The sequence below is a fragment of the Streptomyces sp. NPDC000348 genome, assembly GCF_042898795.1.
Lineage (GTDB): Bacteria > Actinomycetota > Actinomycetes > Streptomycetales > Streptomycetaceae > Streptomyces.
On the sequence record NZ_JBIAZD010000021.1, the window covers coordinates 1 to 15,731 of the forward strand.

The 15,731-nt window shown below is 70.8% G+C and carries 17 protein-coding genes; 6 read left to right on the top strand and 11 right to left on the bottom strand.

Annotation, left to right across the window (positions count from 1 at the left end; translation table 11 throughout):
• Positions 1 to 199: 199 nt before the first annotated feature.
• Positions 200 to 505, bottom strand: coding sequence for a hypothetical protein (locus ACFY3N_RS30755; protein ID WP_390820062.1), 306 nt, complete (start codon positions 503 to 505; stop codon positions 200 to 202).
• Between the two features lie 21 nt (positions 506 to 526).
• Positions 527 to 2,206 (bottom strand): sodium:solute symporter family protein, encoded by a 1,680-nt coding sequence (locus ACFY3N_RS30760; protein WP_390820063.1) that lies wholly within the window; start codon positions 2,204 to 2,206, stop codon positions 527 to 529.
• 176 nt (positions 2,207 to 2,382) lie between these two features.
• On the opposite strand from ACFY3N_RS30760, the gene galT reads away from it, so the two are divergent.
• From galT to galK, 3 genes are read left to right on the top strand one after another with little or no spacing between them, the layout of a single operon-like run.
• On the top strand, positions 2,383 to 3,468 hold the full coding sequence (gene galT / locus ACFY3N_RS30765; RefSeq protein ID WP_390820065.1) for a galactose-1-phosphate uridylyltransferase: 1,086 nt from the start codon (positions 2,383 to 2,385) through the stop codon (positions 3,466 to 3,468).
• Positions 3,465 to 4,436, top strand: a complete 972-nt coding sequence (galE, locus tag ACFY3N_RS30770) for a UDP-glucose 4-epimerase GalE (RefSeq protein WP_390820066.1) — start codon at positions 3,465 to 3,467, stop codon at positions 4,434 to 4,436. Before galT ends, galE begins: the two co-directional genes overlap by 4 nt.
• A gap of 28 nt (positions 4,437 to 4,464) precedes the next feature.
• Entirely contained in the window at positions 4,465 to 5,637 is a 1,173-nt protein-coding gene (gene galK / locus ACFY3N_RS30775) for a galactokinase (RefSeq protein ID WP_390820067.1), read from the top strand.
• 19 nt (positions 5,638 to 5,656) lie between these two features.
• On the opposite strand, the gene ACFY3N_RS30780 is transcribed toward galK, so the two are convergent.
• Positions 5,657 to 6,112, bottom strand: coding sequence for a GNAT family N-acetyltransferase (locus ACFY3N_RS30780; RefSeq protein WP_390820068.1), 456 nt, complete (start codon positions 6,110 to 6,112; stop codon positions 5,657 to 5,659).
• 284 nt (positions 6,113 to 6,396) lie between these two features.
• Here ACFY3N_RS30780 and ACFY3N_RS30785 point away from each other — a divergent pair, with 284 nt between their 5' ends.
• Positions 6,397 to 7,164, top strand: a complete 768-nt coding sequence (locus ACFY3N_RS30785) for a LuxR C-terminal-related transcriptional regulator (RefSeq protein ID WP_390820069.1) — start codon at positions 6,397 to 6,399, stop codon at positions 7,162 to 7,164.
• Here ACFY3N_RS30785 and ACFY3N_RS30790 read toward each other — a convergent pair.
• The gene (locus tag ACFY3N_RS30790; RefSeq protein WP_390820070.1) at positions 7,123 to 7,620 is read right to left on the bottom strand and encodes a MarR family winged helix-turn-helix transcriptional regulator; all 498 of its coding nucleotides are present in this window, start codon (positions 7,618 to 7,620) and stop codon (positions 7,123 to 7,125) included. The genes ACFY3N_RS30785 and ACFY3N_RS30790 overlap by 42 nt on opposite strands.
• Positions 7,621 to 7,734: 114 nt before the next feature.
• Between ACFY3N_RS30790 and ACFY3N_RS30795 the strand changes: the two genes are divergently transcribed.
• On the top strand, positions 7,735 to 8,541 hold the full coding sequence (locus ACFY3N_RS30795) for a trans-aconitate 2-methyltransferase (RefSeq protein ID WP_390820071.1): 807 nt from the start codon (positions 7,735 to 7,737) through the stop codon (positions 8,539 to 8,541).
• On the opposite strand, the gene ACFY3N_RS30800 is transcribed toward ACFY3N_RS30795, so the two are convergent.
• The 4 genes from ACFY3N_RS30800 to ACFY3N_RS30815 are packed head-to-tail and all read right to left on the bottom strand — an operon-like array spanning position 8,542 to position 10,770.
• On the bottom strand, positions 8,542 to 8,790 hold the full coding sequence (locus ACFY3N_RS30800) for a type II toxin-antitoxin system RelE/ParE family toxin (protein ID WP_390820072.1): 249 nt from the start codon (positions 8,788 to 8,790) through the stop codon (positions 8,542 to 8,544).
• Positions 8,787 to 9,041, bottom strand: a complete 255-nt coding sequence (locus ACFY3N_RS30805; protein ID WP_258776548.1) for a type II toxin-antitoxin system Phd/YefM family antitoxin — start codon at positions 9,039 to 9,041, stop codon at positions 8,787 to 8,789. Before ACFY3N_RS30805 ends, ACFY3N_RS30800 begins: the two co-directional genes overlap by 4 nt.
• 41 nt (positions 9,042 to 9,082) lie before the next feature.
• On the bottom strand, positions 9,083 to 9,760 hold the full coding sequence (locus ACFY3N_RS30810) for a TetR family transcriptional regulator (RefSeq protein ID WP_390820073.1): 678 nt from the start codon (positions 9,758 to 9,760) through the stop codon (positions 9,083 to 9,085).
• Entirely contained in the window at positions 9,757 to 10,770 is a 1,014-nt protein-coding gene (locus tag ACFY3N_RS30815) for an acyl-CoA desaturase (protein ID WP_390820074.1), read from the bottom strand. The genes ACFY3N_RS30810 and ACFY3N_RS30815 overlap by 4 nt, the downstream gene beginning before the upstream one ends.
• 290 nt (positions 10,771 to 11,060) lie before the next feature.
• Between ACFY3N_RS30815 and ppc the strand changes: the two genes are divergently transcribed.
• A complete protein-coding gene (gene ppc, locus ACFY3N_RS30820) occupies positions 11,061 to 13,793 on the top strand; it encodes a phosphoenolpyruvate carboxylase (RefSeq protein ID WP_390820075.1) in 2,733 nt (910 codons plus the stop codon).
• A gap of 61 nt (positions 13,794 to 13,854) precedes the next feature.
• Here the strand turns inward: ppc and ACFY3N_RS30825 are convergent, their stop codons facing one another.
• The 3 genes from ACFY3N_RS30825 to ACFY3N_RS30835 form a co-directional block, all read right to left on the bottom strand.
• Positions 13,855 to 14,340 carry a hypothetical protein gene (locus ACFY3N_RS30825; RefSeq protein ID WP_390820076.1) on the bottom strand — a complete coding sequence of 162 codons (486 nt, stop codon included), beginning with the start codon at positions 14,338 to 14,340 and terminating at the stop codon, positions 13,855 to 13,857.
• A 100-nt stretch (positions 14,341 to 14,440) separates the two neighbouring features.
• Entirely contained in the window at positions 14,441 to 15,055 is a 615-nt protein-coding gene (gene pth / locus ACFY3N_RS30830) for an aminoacyl-tRNA hydrolase (RefSeq protein ID WP_390820077.1), read from the bottom strand.
• A gap of 73 nt (positions 15,056 to 15,128) precedes the next feature.
• Positions 15,129 to 15,728, bottom strand: a complete 600-nt coding sequence (locus ACFY3N_RS30835; RefSeq protein WP_390820078.1) for a 50S ribosomal protein L25/general stress protein Ctc — start codon at positions 15,726 to 15,728, stop codon at positions 15,129 to 15,131.
• Between the last annotated feature and the right edge of the window lie 3 nt (positions 15,729 to 15,731).

A 15,731-nucleotide genomic window follows, 5' to 3' on the forward strand; every position in this document is an offset into this window, starting at 1 on the left:
CGATGGGGGTCCCCCCGCTCGAGCGGAGCCGAGAGTGGGGGAGGGTGGGCGCTGGGGGTCCCCCCTCTGGGGGAGGCACCCTGCGAGCGCCGGGCTGCGCGAACACCCCCGGCCCGCCCTCACGCAGGGCACCCGCAGGACGCCAGGGTGCAACCCGGGCCCGGGCCCACGCGGGGCACCCGCAAAGCGCCGGGCCCCGCTACTCCTCCCGTTCCTCCGGAACGACACGCGGCGGAACCGTCGGCCTGAGCTTGAGCCAGAGGAGGAACAGCAACCCCAGGACCAGCATCCCCAACCCCGTCCAGAGGTTGATGTTGACCCCCTCGGCCTTGTCGATGTCCGCATCGGACGCGGTGAAGCCCGCGATCGTGACGATCACGCCGTACACGACGAACAGCCCACCGATGATCCGCCGGATGTCGAACAACCGCGCGGCCGTCGCGGACTTGGTCTCCAGCTCGGAGATCTCCTGCTGGAGCTCACGCTCGGAAAAGTGCTCGGACATGCTCTCTCCATCCTCCCGCGATCAGAACGAGAACGGGATGTAGCAGGCGGCAGCCAGGATCACCGCACCCCAGCCCAGCAACGCCGGCTTCCGGTACCACGCGTCGTCGCCCTCCGCGGGCGGCTCCGCCATGCCCGGGGAGCGCGTCCCGTAGACCAGGCCCTGCAGCTCCTCCGCCGGCTTGGGCGCGGTGAAGAGCGACACGGCGACCATGACCACCGCGCCCGCGACGAAGCCGGCGATCGCGGACACGAAGTTGGCGCCCTGGTCGGTGGGGATGTCGATGATGCCCTGCTTGTAGATGACGAAGTAGTTGACCATCGCGGCGGTGGTGCCGGCGATCAGGCCCCAGAAGCCGGACTTCATGGACGCCCGCTTCCAGAACATGCCGATGATGAAGACCACGAACATCGGCACGTTGAAGAAGGAGAACAGCGTCTGCAGGTAGCTCATGATGTTCGAGAACGAGGACGCGAGGAACGCCGTGCCGATGGAGGCCAGGACGCCGATCGCGGTGATCAGGCGGCCGAAGCGGACGTAGTAGCCGTCCTCGCGGTGCCTCACCACGTACTTCGCCCAGATGTCGGTGGTGAAGACGGTGTTGAAGGAGGAGACGTTGGCCGCCATGCCGGCCATGAACGCGGCCAGCAGGCCGGTGACGGCGATGCCCAGGACGCCGTTGGGCAGCAGTTGCTGCATCAGGTACGGGATCGCGTCGTTGTACTGCAGGTCCGAGTCGGCGGTGCCGATCGCGGGGACCATCACGGCGGCGACCAGGCCCGGGATCATCACCAGGAACACGATGAAGATCTTCGGGAACGCGGCGATGAGCGGGGTGCGCTGGGCCGCCGAGAGGTTCTTGGCGGACAGGGCGCGCTGCACCTCGGCGAAGTTCGTCGTCCAGTAGCCGAAGGAGAGGACGAAGCCGAGGCCGAGGACGATGGTCAGCCAGTTGGCGCCGAGCGGGTTGTCGCTGCCGATGCCGGTGCCGCCCCAGGCGGTCATGAAGTCGTCGCCGCGCGCCTCGGTGAGGGAGTCGGACAGGCCGTCCCAGCCGCCCACGCTCCTCAGGCCGAGCACCGTGATCGGGATGAGCGCGGCGAGGATGACGAAGAACTGCAGGACCTCGTTGTAGATCGCCGAGGACAGGCCGCCCAGGGTGATGTAGGCCAGGACGAAGAAGCCGGCGACGACGATCGCCACCCACTGCGGCCAGCCGAGGAGGGCCTCGACCACGATCGCGAGGGCGTACAGGTTGACGCCGGCGATCAGGATGGCCGCCGCCGCGAAGAGGATCGAGCTGAGCAGGTGGGCCGCCTTGTCGAAGCGCAGCAGCAGGAACTCGGGGACCGAGCGGACCTTGCTGCCGTAGTAGAACGGCATCATCACCAGGCCGAGGAAGACCATCGCGGGGATGGCGCCGATCCAGTACCAGTGGGTGGTGTAGACGCCGTACTGGGCGCTGTTGGCCGCCATGCCGAGGATCTCGGTGGCGCCCAGGTTGGCCGCGATGAAGGCCAGACCGGTGACCCAGGCGGGCAGGGAGCGGCCGGACAGGAAGAAGTCGAGGCTGGTCTTGACCGAGCGGCGGGCGGCGAGGCCGATGCCCAGGACGACGACGAAGTAGATCCCGAGGATCGTGTAGTCCAGCCAGTTGGTGGGGAGTCGAAGCTCTGCGGCTAGGTATGTGGGGGTTTGCATACACACTCGCTTCGTTCGCGAACTGATCCGGTGCGGAACCCATGCCTCTGTGTTCAGTGATTGAACACTTCCCGTGGCGTTCTTTGTTTGATTGTGATGAGCGGGGCTCGCTGGTGAGTTGTGATGTGTTATGTTTGATTGTGTTGAGTGAGGGACGGGTGCAGAGGAGTGCGGCAGTGAAGAAGACCTCGACCCGGCTGGCCGACGGCCGCGAGCTCATCTACTACGACCTGGGCGACGACACCGTCCGCGACGCCGTCGACCGCCGTCCGCTGGGCGCCACCGTCACCACCTCCGAGACCCGCCGCGACGCGCTGCTGGGCGACTCCGTCGCCATCGCCTCCCACCGCCAGGGGCGCACCTACCACCCGCCGGCCGACGAATGCCCGCTGTGCCCCTCCGAGGGCGACCGGCTGAGCGAGATCCCGGACTCCTCGTACGACGTGGTCGTCTTCGAGAACCGTTTCCCCTCGCTGGCCGGGGACTCGGGCCGGTGCGAGGTCGTCTGCTTCACCTCCGACCACGACTCCTCCTTCTCCGGTCTGAGCGAGCGGCAGGCGCGGCTGGTGCTCGACGCCTGGACCGACCGGACCTCCGAGCTGTCGCATCTGCCCTCCGTCGAACAGGTCTTCTGCTTCGAGAACCGGGGGGCCGAGATCGGCGTCACCCTCCAGCACCCGCACGGGCAGATCTACGCCTACCCCTTCACCACCCCCCGCACCGCCCTGATGCTGCGCCAAGTGGCCGCACACAAGGAGGCGACGGGCGGCGAGAACCTGTTCGACGCGGTGCTGGAGAGGGAGCTGGCCGACGAACGGATCGTCCTTGAGGGTGAACACTGGGTGGCCTTCGTGCCGTACGCGGCGCACTGGCCCTACGAGGTCCACCTCTACCCCAGGCGCCGGGTGCCCGACCTGCTCGGACTGGACGAGGCGGCGCGCACAGAGTTTCCCCAGGTGTACCTGGAACTCTTGAAGCGCTTCGACCGGATCTTCGACGGGCGGGACGGAGGAAACGAAGGCGGGGGCGAGCCCCCGACGCCGTACATCGCGGCCTGGCACCAGGCGCCGTTCGGGCAGTTGGAGGACTTCGAGGGCGTCACCCGCGACGACTTCGCCCTCCATCTGGAGCTTTTCACCATCCGCCGCACATCCGGCAAGCTGAAGTTCCTCGCGGGCTCCGAGTCCGGCATGAACGTGTTCATCAACGACGTGCCACCGGAGCGCGCGGCCGAGCGACTGCGAGAGGTAGCGAGTTCATGAGCGGGAAGTACCTGGTGACGGGCGGGGCCGGTTACGTCGGCAGTGTCGTCGCCCAGCATCTGCTGGAGGCCGGCCACGAGGTCGTCGTGCTCGACAACCTCTCCACCGGGTTCCGGGAAGGCGTCCCCGCGGGTGCGTCGTTCATCGAGGGCGACATCCGCGACGCCGCCGCATGGCTGGACCCGTCGTACGACGGCGTCCTGCACTTCGCCGCGTCCTCGCAGGTCGGCGAGTCGGTGGTGAAGCCGGAGAAGTACTGGGACAACAACGTCGGCGGCACCATGGCGCTGCTCGGCGCGATGCGCGGGGCGGGCGTGCGCCGGCTCGTGTTCTCCTCCACGGCGGCGACCTACGGCGAGCCGGAGCAGGTCCCGATCGTCGAGTCCGCGCCGACCAGCCCCACCAACCCGTACGGCGCCACGAAGCTCGCCGTCGACCACATGATCACCGGTGAGGCGGCGGCGCACGGGCTGGGCGCGGTCTCCCTGCGCTACTTCAACGTGGCCGGCGCGTACGGGCGGTACGGCGAGCGGCACGACCCCGAGTCGCACCTCATCCCGCTCGTGCTGCAGGTGGCGCAGGGACGGCGCGAGGCGATCTCCGTCTACGGCGACGACTACCCGACGCCCGACGGCACCTGCGTGCGCGACTACATCCACGTCGCCGACCTGGCCGAGGCCCACCTGCTCGCGCTTGAGGCCGCCGTCCCGGGCGAGCACCTGATCTGCAACCTCGGCAACGGCAACGGCTTCTCCGTCCGCGAGGTCGTCGAGACGGTCCGCCGGGTCACCGGCCACCCGATCCCCGAGGTCGTGGCCCCCCGCCGGGGCGGCGACCCGGCGGTCCTGGTCGCGTCGGCCGCCACCGCCCGCGAGAAGCTGGGCTGGAAACCGTCGCGCGCCGACCTCGCGGGGATCGTCGCGGACGCGTGGGAGTTCGCGCAGCAGCGCGCCGAGCAGGCCGAGTAGAACGTCACGAAGGGGCAGGGGTCAGGGCATGAGCGAGTCCAGCGAAGCCGTCGCGGGGTCCGTCGCCGAGCGGTTCGAGGAGCTGTACGGGGCCGCGCCGGACGGGGTGTGGGCGGCACCGGGCCGGGTCAACCTCATCGGTGAGCACACCGACTACAACGACGGCTTCGTCATGCCGTTCGCCCTGCCGCACACCGCGGTCGCGGCGGTGTCCCGGCGCGAGGACGGCGTCCTGCGCCTGCACTCCGCCGACGTGGACGGGCCGGTCGTGGAACTGGCGGTGGACACCCTGACCCCCGAGTCCGACAAGCGGTGGACCGCCTACCCGGCGGGTGTGGTGTGGGCGCTGCGCGAGGCCGGGCACGCCGTGACCGGCGCGGACGTCCACCTCGCCTCGAACGTCCCGGCGGGCGCGGGGCTGTCGTCCTCGGCGGCCCTGGAGGTCGTCGTCGCGCTCGCGCTGAACGACCTGTTCGGCCTCGGTCTGCGCGGCTGGCAGCTGGCCCGGCTCTGCCAGCGCGCCGAGAACGTCTACGTCGGCGCCCCGGTCGGCATCATGGACCAGACGGCCTCGGCCTGCTGCGAGACCGGCCACGCCCTGTTCCTCGACACCCGTGACCTCTCCCAGCGGCAGATCCCCTTCGACCTGGCCGCCGAGGGCATGCGCCTGCTCGTCGTCGACACCCAGGTCAAGCACAGCCACAGCGAGGGCGAGTACGGCAAGCGCCGCGCGGGCTGCGAGAAGGGCGCGGCCCTGCTGGGCGTCGACGCCCTGCGGGACGTCCCGTTCGCCGAGCTGGACGCGGCGCTTCAGCGGCTCGGTGACGAGGAGGAGGTCCGCCGGCTGGTCCGGCACGTGGTGACGGAGGACGAGCGGGTCGAACGGGTGGTCTCCCTGCTGGAGTCGGGCGACACCCGGGCCATCGGCCCGGTCCTGGTGGAGGGGCACGCCTCGCTGCGTGACGACTTCCGCGTCTCCTGCCCGGAACTCGACCTGGTGGTGGAGAGCGCCGTCGCCTCCGGCGCCCTCGGCGCCCGCATGACCGGCGGCGGCTTCGGCGGCTCGGCCATCGTCCTGGCGGAGGAGGCGGACGTCCCGGCGATCACCAAGGCGGTGGAGGAAGCCTTCGCGGCGGCCGGCTTCGCGGCCCCCCGCGTCTTCGAGGCGGTCCCGGCGGCGGGCGCGCGGCGCCTGAGCTGAGGCGGTGCGGCGGCACCGGTCAGCCCAGCCGCTTGGTCAGGGTGTACTCGGTGATCCCCGGCGGGTAGTCGGGGATCACGCACACCACGTCGTAGCCGTGCTTCCGGTAGAAGCCGGGGGCCTGGAAGTCCCAGGTCTCCACGCGGGAGGCCGTGCAGGCGCGTTCGGCCCGGGCGAGGCGTTCCGCCTCCGTGAGGAGGCCGGAGCCCAGGCCCGCTCCCCGGTGGCGGGCGTCGACCCACAGGTAGGTCACGTGGAGCCAGCTCGTCCAGGTGTGGCCGACCAGGCCGCCCGCGAGATCACCGTCCGCGTCCAACGCCCACACGTGCAAAGGCGCTTCGCGTTCGCCCGGGGTTCCGCGCAGGGCGCGCAGGACCGGCGAGGCCGCCGTATTGGTGTCCCTCAGCCGCCTGTGGAGCAGATCACGTCGGGCCTTGTCGACTTCTGTCTCAAGACGGAACATGCGACTCACCATAAACGCGTAAGACCGCCAGTTCTGCAAATAACCTTCCGCTCCCGGCCCCCGCCCGTACGCTGATGAACAGCGCCGGTGGGGGCCGGCGCCGTTCAGGGGGCGAGACGGTCGGGTACGGCGTCCGGGAGGGGCGGCGGTTGTCGCGCGGCGGCGGCCGTGCGGCGGCGGCCCGTCCCACGTCCGGTCGGTGAAGTGACAGGGGCCTCGGCGTCGTACCCGCGCCGGTGTCGTCTTCCGACGATGGGGTAATCCCCTGCTCCGAGGAGCTTGGGGAAGGGGGTTTCGTGGTTCGCATTCGAGTCCTGGTCGTCGACGACCATCGCATCTTCGCCGAGTCACTGGCCGCGGCCCTGGCCGCAGAGCCCGACGTCGACGTGTCCGCGGCGGGCAGCGGCCCGGCCGCGCTGCGCTGTCTGGAGCGGGCGGCCGGCGAGGGACGGCGGTTCGACGTGCTGCTCGTCGACGCCGACCTGGGCGGCAAGGTGCCGGGCGGCCGGCCGGCCGTGCCCGTGCAGGCCGGTGACGAGGACGGTCTCGTCGACGGGATATCGCTGGTCACCGGGGTGCGTTCGGCGCAGCCGCAGGTACGGACCGTCGTTCTCGCCGAGAAGGACGACGCGGCCCGGGCCGCGCTCGCCCTGCAGGCGGGAGCCTCCGGATGGGTGGCCAAGGACTGCTCGCTGAACCGGCTGCTCACCGTCATCCGAGGGGTGCTGCGCGACGAGACGCACCTGCCGCCCGCGCTGCTGACGGGTGTGCTGCGGGAGCTGACCGCCGCCCGGCGGCACCGCACGGAGAGCGAGCGGCTCGTGGAGGCCCTGACCCCGCGCGAGCGGGAGGTGCTGCGGTGCATGGTCGCGGGGCTGGGGCGCAAGGCGGTCGCCGAGCGCCTGTACCTGTCCCCGCACACCGTACGGACCCATATGCAGAACGTCCTCGGGAAGCTGGGGGTGCACTCCACCCTCGCCGCGGTGGCCCTCGCCCGGCGGGCGGGGGTCGGGCCCGTCGACCTAACCGGGGACGTTGTCGAACGGGGCGGTCAACTGGCGTAGCAGCCCGGCCAGTTCGCCGCGCTGGGCGCGGGTGAGCTCCGAGAGGATCGCCCGCTCCTGCGCCAGCAGCCCGGCCAGGGCCTGGTCGGCGCGGTCCCGGCCCTCGTCCGTGAGCCGGACCAGCACACCGCGCCGGTCGCTGGGGTCGGGCAGCCGCTCCACCAGGCCCTTCTTGGTGAGGCGGTCGATGCGGTTGGTCATCGTGCCCGAGGTGACCAGCGTCTGCGTGAGCAGCTGCCCCGGCGAGAGCTGGTACGGGGTGCCCGCGCGGCGCAGCGCGGTCAGGACGTCGAACTCCCAGGACTCCAGACCGTGCTCGGCGAAGGCGAGCCGGCGTGCCCGGTCCAGGTGCCGGGCCAGTCTGCTCACCCGGCTGAGTACCTCGAGCGGTTCCACGTCGAGGTCCGGGCGCTCCCGGCGCCACGCTGCGACCAGCCGATCGACCTCGTCCTCCATGACGATCAGTGTAGTGGTTGTGTCGATGTGAAGTCTCTTGATGTCGAGCTTCTTGACGTCAAAACGGTTGGCGGGTGACGCTGGACATCCGTCCACCTGCCACCGGGAGCCCCCATGTCCGCGGCGAACCCCACCTGGGACCCCGCCCAGTACCTGCGTCACGCCGGCCACCGCGCCCGGCCCTTCACCGACCTCCTCGCCCGCGTCCCGGACCTTGCGGGGGACCCGCCCCGCATCGCCGACCTCGGCTGCGGCGCCGGCAACGTCACCGCCCTCCTCGCCGACCGCTGGCCCGCCGCCCGCACCACCGGCTACGACAACTCGCCCGAGATGCTCGACAGGGCCCGCGCCGACCACCAGGGCGGCGGGCTGGACTTCGCCCACGCCGACGTCCGCACCTGGACGCCCGGGGAGCCGTACGACCTGATCGTCAGCAACGCCACCCTGCACTGGGTCCCGGGGCACGCGGACCGGTTCGGCGACTGGGTCGAAGGGCTCGCCCCCGGCGGCATCCTCGCCTTCCAGGTGCCCGGGAACTTCGGCGCCCCCAGCCACACCCTGCTGCGCGAACTCGCCGCCTCCCCGCGCTGGCGCGCCCGCCTGGACGGCGTCCTGCGCCACGAGGACGCCGTGCTCCGCCCGGAGGCCTACCTGGAGCACCTGACCGCCCTCGGCTGCACCACCGACGCCTGGGAGACGACGTACATCCACCTGCTGACCGGGGAGGACCCGGTCCTGGACTGGGTCAGGGGCACCGCCCTGCGCCCCGTCCTCACCGCCCTCGCCGACGACCCCGGGGCGCGGGACGCCTTCGTCGCCGAGTACCGGACGGCCCTGCGCGCGGCCTATCCGGCCGGCCCGCACGGCACCCCGTTCCCCTTCCGCCGCGTCTTCGCGGTCGCCGTCAAGGGGGACAGATGATCAGGTGGTGCGTCCCAAGTGGGTGACGAGGATACGGATTACCTCATCGTCGATGACGTACAGGACTCGGTAGTCGCCGATGCGTAGACGCCGGATGTCCGGCCCGTACGGAACGGTCGCTGCCGGGCGAGGGTCATGGGCGAGCTTGTCGATGCTGTCGAGAACCAAGGAAAGGCCCTCGGGATCCTCCTTGAGGAACCGGGCTGCGGCATCGAGGGTGTGCGGCTCGAAGACGATTTCGTAGGTCACTTCTGTTCGAGCCCCAACCGCTTGCGCACCTCGGCCATGGGGATGCCCGGTCCGAGCGTTCCCTCGGCCTTGCGCCGCTGGTAGTCGGCAACCGCCAACGCGTCTTCCAGATCCTCTATCACCTGGGGCGAAACGAGCAGCGCGGCCACGTGCCCGTGATCCGTGAGCGCGATGGTCTCGCGGCCGTGGGCCGCGCGACGGACGAGGTCGCCGAGCTGGGCACGGGCTGCGCTGATCGTGATCTCAGTCATGCACACATGGTTGCACAAGATTAATCCAGTGCACCATTGATTCAGCTCTTCCGGTGGCCTATCAGCCGCGGCTTCGGCTCCAGGCCGTCCAGCCCGTGCCAGGCCAGGTTGACCAGGTGCGCCGCCACCTCCGCCTTCTTCGGCTTGCGCACGTCCAGCCACCACTGGCCGGTCAGCGCCACCATCCCGACCAGGGCCTGCGCGTACAGCGGGGCCAGCTTGGGGTCGAAGCCGCGGCTCTTGAACTCGCGGCCCAGGATGTCCTCCACCTGGGTGGCGATGTCCGAGATCAGCGAGGCGAAGGAACCCGTCGACTGGGGGATGGGGGAGTCACGGACCAGGATGCGGAAGCCGTCCGTGTACTCCTCGATGTAGTCCAGGAGGGCGAAAGCGGCCTGCTCGCACAGCTCGCGGGGGTGGCCGGCCGTCAGCGAGCCGGTCACCATGTCCAGCAGGCGCCGCATCTCACGGTCCACCACCACCGCGTACAGCCCCTCCTTGCCGCCGAAGTGCTCGTACACCACCGGCTTGGAGACCCCGGCCTTCGCCGCGATCTCCTCCACCGACGTGCCCTCGAAGCCCTTCGCCGCGAACAGGGTGCGGCCGATCTCCAGCAGCTGCTGGCGGCGCTCCGCACCGGTCATCCGGGTGCGACGCACACGCCGCGGCTTGTCATTGCTCGGGGTGCTGCTGGAGTCGGTGGCCACGGCGACCATCATGCCGCCTCGACGGGTTCCTTCCCGCGCCGGGCGGCGCCTTCCGAGGCGTTACGGCGCGAATCGATACGCGAGCGTGACGGCCACCGCACGTCGTACGCCCAGCCCAGCTGCTCGAACCAGCGGATCAGACGGGCCGAGGAGTCCAGCTGCCCGCGCTCCACGCCGTGCCGCGCGGACGTCGGATCGGCGTGGTGCAGGTTGTGCCAGGACTCGCCGCAGGACAGGATCGCCAGCCACCACACGTTGCCCGAACGGTCCCGCGACTTGAAGGGACGCTTGCCGACCGCGTGGCAGATCGAGTTGATCGACCACGTCACGTGGTGCAGCAACGCCACCCGGACGAGTGACCCCCAGAAGAACCCGGTGAACGCGCCCCACCAGGACAGGGTGACCAGACCGCCGATCAGCGCGGGCAGCGCCAGCGACAGCGCCGTCCACAGCACGAACTGCCGGGAGATCGCCCGCAGCGTCCTGTCCTTGATCAGGTCCGGCGCGTACTTGTCCTGCGGCGTCTGCTCCTCGTCGAACATCCAGCCGATGTGCGCCCACCACAGGCCCTTCACCAGCGCCGGGACCGTCTCCCCGTACTTCCACGGCGAATGCGGGTCGCCCTCGGCGTCGGAGAACTTGTGGTGCTTGCGGTGGTCGGCCACCCACCGCACCAGGGGGCCCTCCACCGCCATCGACCCGGCGATCGCCAGCGCGATCTTCAGCGGCCGCTTCGCCTTGAACGAACCGTGGGTGAAGTGACGGTGGAAACCGATGGTGATGCCGTGGCAGCCGAGGAAGTAGAAGAAGACCAGCAGACCGAGGTCCAGCCAGCTCACCCCCCACCCCCACGCCAGCGGCACCGCCGCCACCAGCGCCAGGAAGGGGACGGTGATGAAGAGCAGCAGCGTGATCTGCTCGATGGAGCGCTTGCGCTCGCCGCCCAGGGTGGCGGAGGGCGCCGCGTCGTCGGACCCGGGTTGTTCGGGAGCTTCGTGCAGCACGTCGGAGCCTGAGGTCATGCGTGTCCTCTGTGGGTATGTGGACTGAGGGTGGGTGCCGGGCCGCCGGAAACGCACTGTGTTCCTACGCTTCCGTAACCTACGGCAACGTAAGTATGGCAGCGCGTCGCCCGGCGGCAAGAGCCCGTGAGCCTGCGCGTCCGGGTCGACACCTATCCTTGAAGTCGGTCGGACAGCGCGGTCCGCTCTGATTTCTTCCCGGACGTCCGGCCCACGAGCGGCGCACGCCGCGCGGGACGCCGTCCGGGTTCCCTCCCAGACGAGCTTCAACACTGCAAGGAGCCGCACCTGTGAGCAGTGCCGACGACCAGACCACCACGACGAGCAGCGAGCTGCGAGCCGACATCCGCCGACTGGGCGACCTCCTGGGCGAGACCCTGGTCCGGCAGGAGGGCCCGGAGCTGCTCGACCTCGTCGAGAAGGTGCGCCGACTCACCCGTGAGGACGGCGAGGCCGCCGCCGAGCTGCTGCGGGGCACCGAACTGCAGACCGCGGCCAAGCTGGTCCGCGCGTTCTCCACCTACTTCCACCTGGCCAACGTCACCGAGCAGGTCCACCGCGGCCGCGAACTGCGCGCCCGCCGCGCCGCCGAGGGCGGGCTGCTCTCCCGCACCGCCGACCGCCTCAAGGACGCCGACCCCGAGCACCTGCGCGAGACGGTCCGCAACCTCAACATCCGGCCCGTCTTCACCGCGCACCCCACCGAGGCCGCCCGCCGCTCCGTCCTCAACAAGCTCCGCCGGATCGCCGCCCTCCTCGACACCCCGGTCATCGCCTCCGACCGGCGCCGCCTGGACACCCGGCTCGCCGAGAACATCGACCTCGTCTGGCAGACCGACGAACTGCGCGTGGTCCGCCCCGAGCCCGCCGACGAGGCCCGCAACGCCATCTACTACCTCGACGAGCTGCACGCCGGAGCGGTCGGCGACGTCCTGGAGGACCTCACGGCGGAGCTGGAGCGCGTCGGCGTCCACCTCCCCGACGACACCCGCCCCCTCACCTTCGGCACCTGGATCGGCGGCGACCGCGACGGAAACCCCAACGTCACCCCCCAGGTCACCTGGGACGTCCTCATCCTCCAGCACGAGCACGGCATCAACGACGCCCTGGAGATGATCGACGAGCTGCGCGGCTTCCTCTCCAACTCCATCCGCTACGCCGGAGCCACCGAGGAACTGCTGGCCTCCCTCCAGGCCGACCTCGACGCCCTCCCCGAGATCAGCCCCCGCTACAAGCGGCTCAACGCCGAGGAGCCCTACCGGCTCAAGGCCACCTGCATCCGGCAGAAGCTGGAGAACACCAAGCTCCGCCTCGCCAAGGGCACCCCGCACGAGCCCGGCCGCGACTACCTCGGCACCGGCGAACTCCTCGCCGACCTGCGGATCATCCAGGCCTCCCTGCGCGAACACCGCGGCGGCCTCTTCGCCGACGGCCGTCTCGCCCGCACCATCCGCACCCTGGCCGCCTTCGGCCTCCAGCTCGCCACCATGGACGTACGCGAACACGCCGACGCCCACCACCACGCCCTCGGCCAGCTGTTCGACCGGCTCGGCGAGGAGTCCTGGCGCTACGCCGACATGCCCCGCGAGTACCGCTCCAAGCTCCTCGCCAAGGAGCTCCGCAGCAGAAGGCCGCTCGCCCCCACCCCGGCGCCCGTCGACGCCGCGGGCGAGAAGACCCTCGGCGTGTTCCAGACCGTCAAGCGGGCCCTGGAGGTCTTCGGACCCGAGGTCGTCGAGTCGTACATCATCTCCATGTGCCAGGGCGCCGACGACGTCTTCGCCGCCGCCGTCCTCGCCCGCGAGGCCGGACTGATCGACCTGCACGCCGGCTGGGCGAAGATCGGCATCGTGCCGCTCCTGGAGACCACCGACGAGCTCAAGGCCGCCGACACCATCCTCGAGGAGATGCTCGCCGACCCCTCCTACCGGCGCCTCGTCGCGCTCCGGGGCGACGTCCAGGAGGTCATGCTCGGCTACTCCGACTCCTCCAAGTTCGGCGGCATCACCACCAGCCAGTGGGAGATCCACCGCGCCCAGCGCCGACTGCGCGACGTCGCCCACCGCTACGGGGTACGGCTGCGCCTGTTCCACGGCCGCGGCGGCACCGTCGGCCGCGGCGGCGGCCCCACCCACGACGCCATCCTCGCCCAGCCCTGGGGCACCCTCGAAGGCGAGATCAAGGTGACCGAGCAGGGCGAGGTCATCTCCGACAAGTACCTCATCCCGTCCCTCGCCCGGGAGAACCTGGAACTGTCCGTCGCGGCCACCCTCCAGGCGTCCGCCCTGCACACCGCGCCCCGCCAGTCCGACGAGGCGCTCGCCCGCTGGGACGCCGCCATGGACGTCGTCTCCGACGCCGCCCACACGGCCTACCGCAGGCTCGTCGAGGACCCCGACCTGCCGACGTACTTCCTGGCCTCCACGCCGGTCGACCAGCTCGCCGACCTGCACCTGGGCTCGCGGCCCTCCCGCCGCCCCGGCTCGGGCGTCTCGCTCGACGGACTGCGCGCCATCCCGTGGGTGTTCGGCTGGACCCAGTCCCGGCAGATCGTCCCCGGCTGGTACGGCGTCGGCTCCGGCCTCAAGGCACTGCGCGAGGCCGGCCTGGACACCGTCCTGGACGAGATGCACCAGCAGTGGCACTTCTTCCGCAACTTCATCTCCAACGTGGAGATGACCCTCGCCAAGACCGACCTGCGCATCGCCCAGCACTACGTCGACACCCTCGTCCCCGACGAGCTCAGGCACGTCTTCGACGCCATCAAGGCCGAGCACGAGCTCACCGTCGCCGAGGTCCTGCGCGTCACCGGCGAACAGGAACTCCTCGACGCCAACCCGGTCCTCAAGCAGACCTTCGCCATCCGCGACGCCTACCTGGACCCGATCTCCTACCTCCAGGTGGCCCTCCTCAAGCGCCAGCGCGACGCCGCCGGCGCCGGCGAACAGCCCGACCCGCTGCTCGCCCGCGCCCTGCTGCTCACCGTCAACGGTGTCGCGGCCGGCCTGCGCAACACCGGCTGACCCGCCGAAAGAAGGGGTGCCCCCGGCCTCGTACGGCCGGGGGCACCCCTTCGTCGTGTTCTCAGACCGTCAGGAAGGCCGCCGTCAGCAGCGCCGTCCCCGACAGCGCCAGCACCCACGCCGCCCGCGTCCGCAGCAGACCGCCGGCCACGACGACCGACGCGAGCAGCAGCGCGCCGCCCAGCGGAACCCAGGCGTAGAGGATCCCGGCGGGACCCGAGCGGACGGCGTCCGTACCGCCCGGCTTCAGCACCACCGGGTACGTCCGCCCCTCCGCCACGGCCACCGAGTTCTCCAGCACGACCTCCGCGCGCGGCTGCGACCCCGGCGACAGCGGTGTGTACGGCCCCGTGCACGTCGTCGCGCCGCACCGCGTCACCGCCACCGTGCCGCGCTCGCGCCCCTTCGTCAGCATCGCGTGCTGCGCCGTGCCCCACGACGCCCACACACCCGCGACCAGGATCAGCGCGGCGACCGTGCCCATCGCCGCGAACCGGCCGAACCGCAGGGCGGAGGAGCCAGGGGAGGAGCGGACCGCAGGAGACATGGCCGAGATCCTTGGCCATGACCTCGCGTCCGGTCAACTCGGGTGGACCCCAGCTTGCCCCGGCCGGGGGGACAAGCCGACCGACGCACCCCTCGGCACCTCACGAGTTGTAGGTGCCCTGCGCCCGCTCCAGTCCCTCGATCACCAGACACTCCACCGCGTCCGCCGCCCGGTCCACGAAGTAGCCCAGCTCCTTGCGCTCCGCCGACGAGAAGTCCTTCAGCACGAAGTCCGCCACCTGCATCCGCCCCGGCGGCCGCCCGATCCCGAACCGCACCCGGTGGTAGTCCCGCCCGAACGCCTTCGTCAGCGACTTCAGCCCGTTGTGACCGTTGTCCCCGCCGCCCAGCTTCAGCCGCAGCGTCCCGTAGTCGATGTCCAGCTCGTCATGGACCGCCACCACGTTCGCCGCCGGCACCTTGTAGAACTCCCGCAGCGCGTTCACCGGCCCGCCCGACAGATTCATGTACGACATCGGCTTCGCCAGGACCACCCGCCGGCCGGCAGGACCCGGCGGCCCGATCCGCCCCTCCACCACCTGCGCCTGGGCCTTGCCGGCCCGCTTGAACCGGCCCCCGATCCGCTCCGCCAGCAGATCCGCCACCATGAACCCCACGTTGTGGCGGTTCATCGCGTACTCCGGCCCCGGATTGCCCAGCCCCACGATCAGCCAGGGACCCGCCGCACCGGCCGCCGCATCCGTCGTCACGTCCATGTCTCCTTCATACGCGTCGGCCGCTGCCCCGTACGGGAACAGCGGCCGACGAAACGACGACTCGGAACGAGGATCAGGCCTCGGCGGCCTCGGCGCCCTCGCCCTCGGCACCCTCGGCGGGCGCCTCCTCGGCCTGCGCGGCCAGCACCTGGATGACGACCGCGTCCTCGTCGACGGCCAGCTTGGTGCCCTTCGGGAGGGTGATGTCCTTGGCGAGGATGGAGGCACCGGCCTCCAGACCCTCGACGGAGACGGTCACGCTCTCCGGGATGTGCGTGGCCTCGGCCTCGACCGGCAGCGCGGCCAGCACGTGCTCCAGCAGGTAGCCGCCCGGGGCCAGCTCACCCTCGGTCTGCACCGGGATCTCGACCTGGACGGTCTCGCCCCGCTTCACCAGCAGCAGGTCCACGTGCTCCAGGAAGCCCTTCAGCGGGTCGCGCTGCACGGACTTCGGGATCGCCAGCTCGGTCGACTTGCCGTCGATGTCCAGCGCGATCAGCACGTTCGGCGTACGCAGCGCGAGCAGCAGCTCGTGGCCCGGAAGGGTCAGGTGCAGCGGTTCCGAACCGTGCCCGTACAGCACACCCGGAACCTTGTTGTCACGGCGGATACGGCGCGCGGCACCCTTGCCGAACTCGGTGCGCGTCGCGGCGGAGATCTTCACCTCGGACATGGT

Coding starts and splice junctions, on each gene's coding strand:
- ACFY3N_RS30755 (WP_390820062.1), bottom strand. CDS start 505: ATGTCCGAGCACTTTTCCGAGCGTGAGCTCCAGCAGGAGATCTCCGAG.
- ACFY3N_RS30760 (WP_390820063.1), bottom strand. CDS start 2,206: ATGCAAACCCCCACATACCTAGCCGCAGAGCTTCGACTCCCCACCAAC.
- galE (WP_390820066.1), top strand. CDS start 3,465: ATGAGCGGGAAGTACCTGGTGACGGGCGGGGCCGGTTACGTCGGCAGT.
- galK (WP_390820067.1), top strand. CDS start 4,465: ATGAGCGAGTCCAGCGAAGCCGTCGCGGGGTCCGTCGCCGAGCGGTTC.
- ACFY3N_RS30780 (WP_390820068.1), bottom strand. CDS start 6,112: ATGGTGAGTCGCATGTTCCGTCTTGAGACAGAAGTCGACAAGGCCCGA.
- ACFY3N_RS30790 (WP_390820070.1), bottom strand. CDS start 7,620: ATGGAGGACGAGGTCGATCGGCTGGTCGCAGCGTGGCGCCGGGAGCGC.
- ACFY3N_RS30795 (WP_390820071.1), top strand. CDS start 7,735: ATGTCCGCGGCGAACCCCACCTGGGACCCCGCCCAGTACCTGCGTCAC.
- ACFY3N_RS30805 (WP_258776548.1), bottom strand. CDS start 9,041: ATGACTGAGATCACGATCAGCGCAGCCCGTGCCCAGCTCGGCGACCTC.
- ACFY3N_RS30810 (WP_390820073.1), bottom strand. CDS start 9,760: ATGATGGTCGCCGTGGCCACCGACTCCAGCAGCACCCCGAGCAATGAC.
- ACFY3N_RS30815 (WP_390820074.1), bottom strand. CDS start 10,770: ATGACCTCAGGCTCCGACGTGCTGCACGAAGCTCCCGAACAACCCGGG.
- ACFY3N_RS30825 (WP_390820076.1), bottom strand. CDS start 14,340: ATGTCTCCTGCGGTCCGCTCCTCCCCTGGCTCCTCCGCCCTGCGGTTC.
- pth (WP_390820077.1), bottom strand. CDS start 15,055: ATGGACGTGACGACGGATGCGGCGGCCGGTGCGGCGGGTCCCTGGCTG.
- ACFY3N_RS30835 (WP_390820078.1), bottom strand. CDS start 15,728: ATGTCCGAGGTGAAGATCTCCGCCGCGACGCGCACCGAGTTCGGCAAG.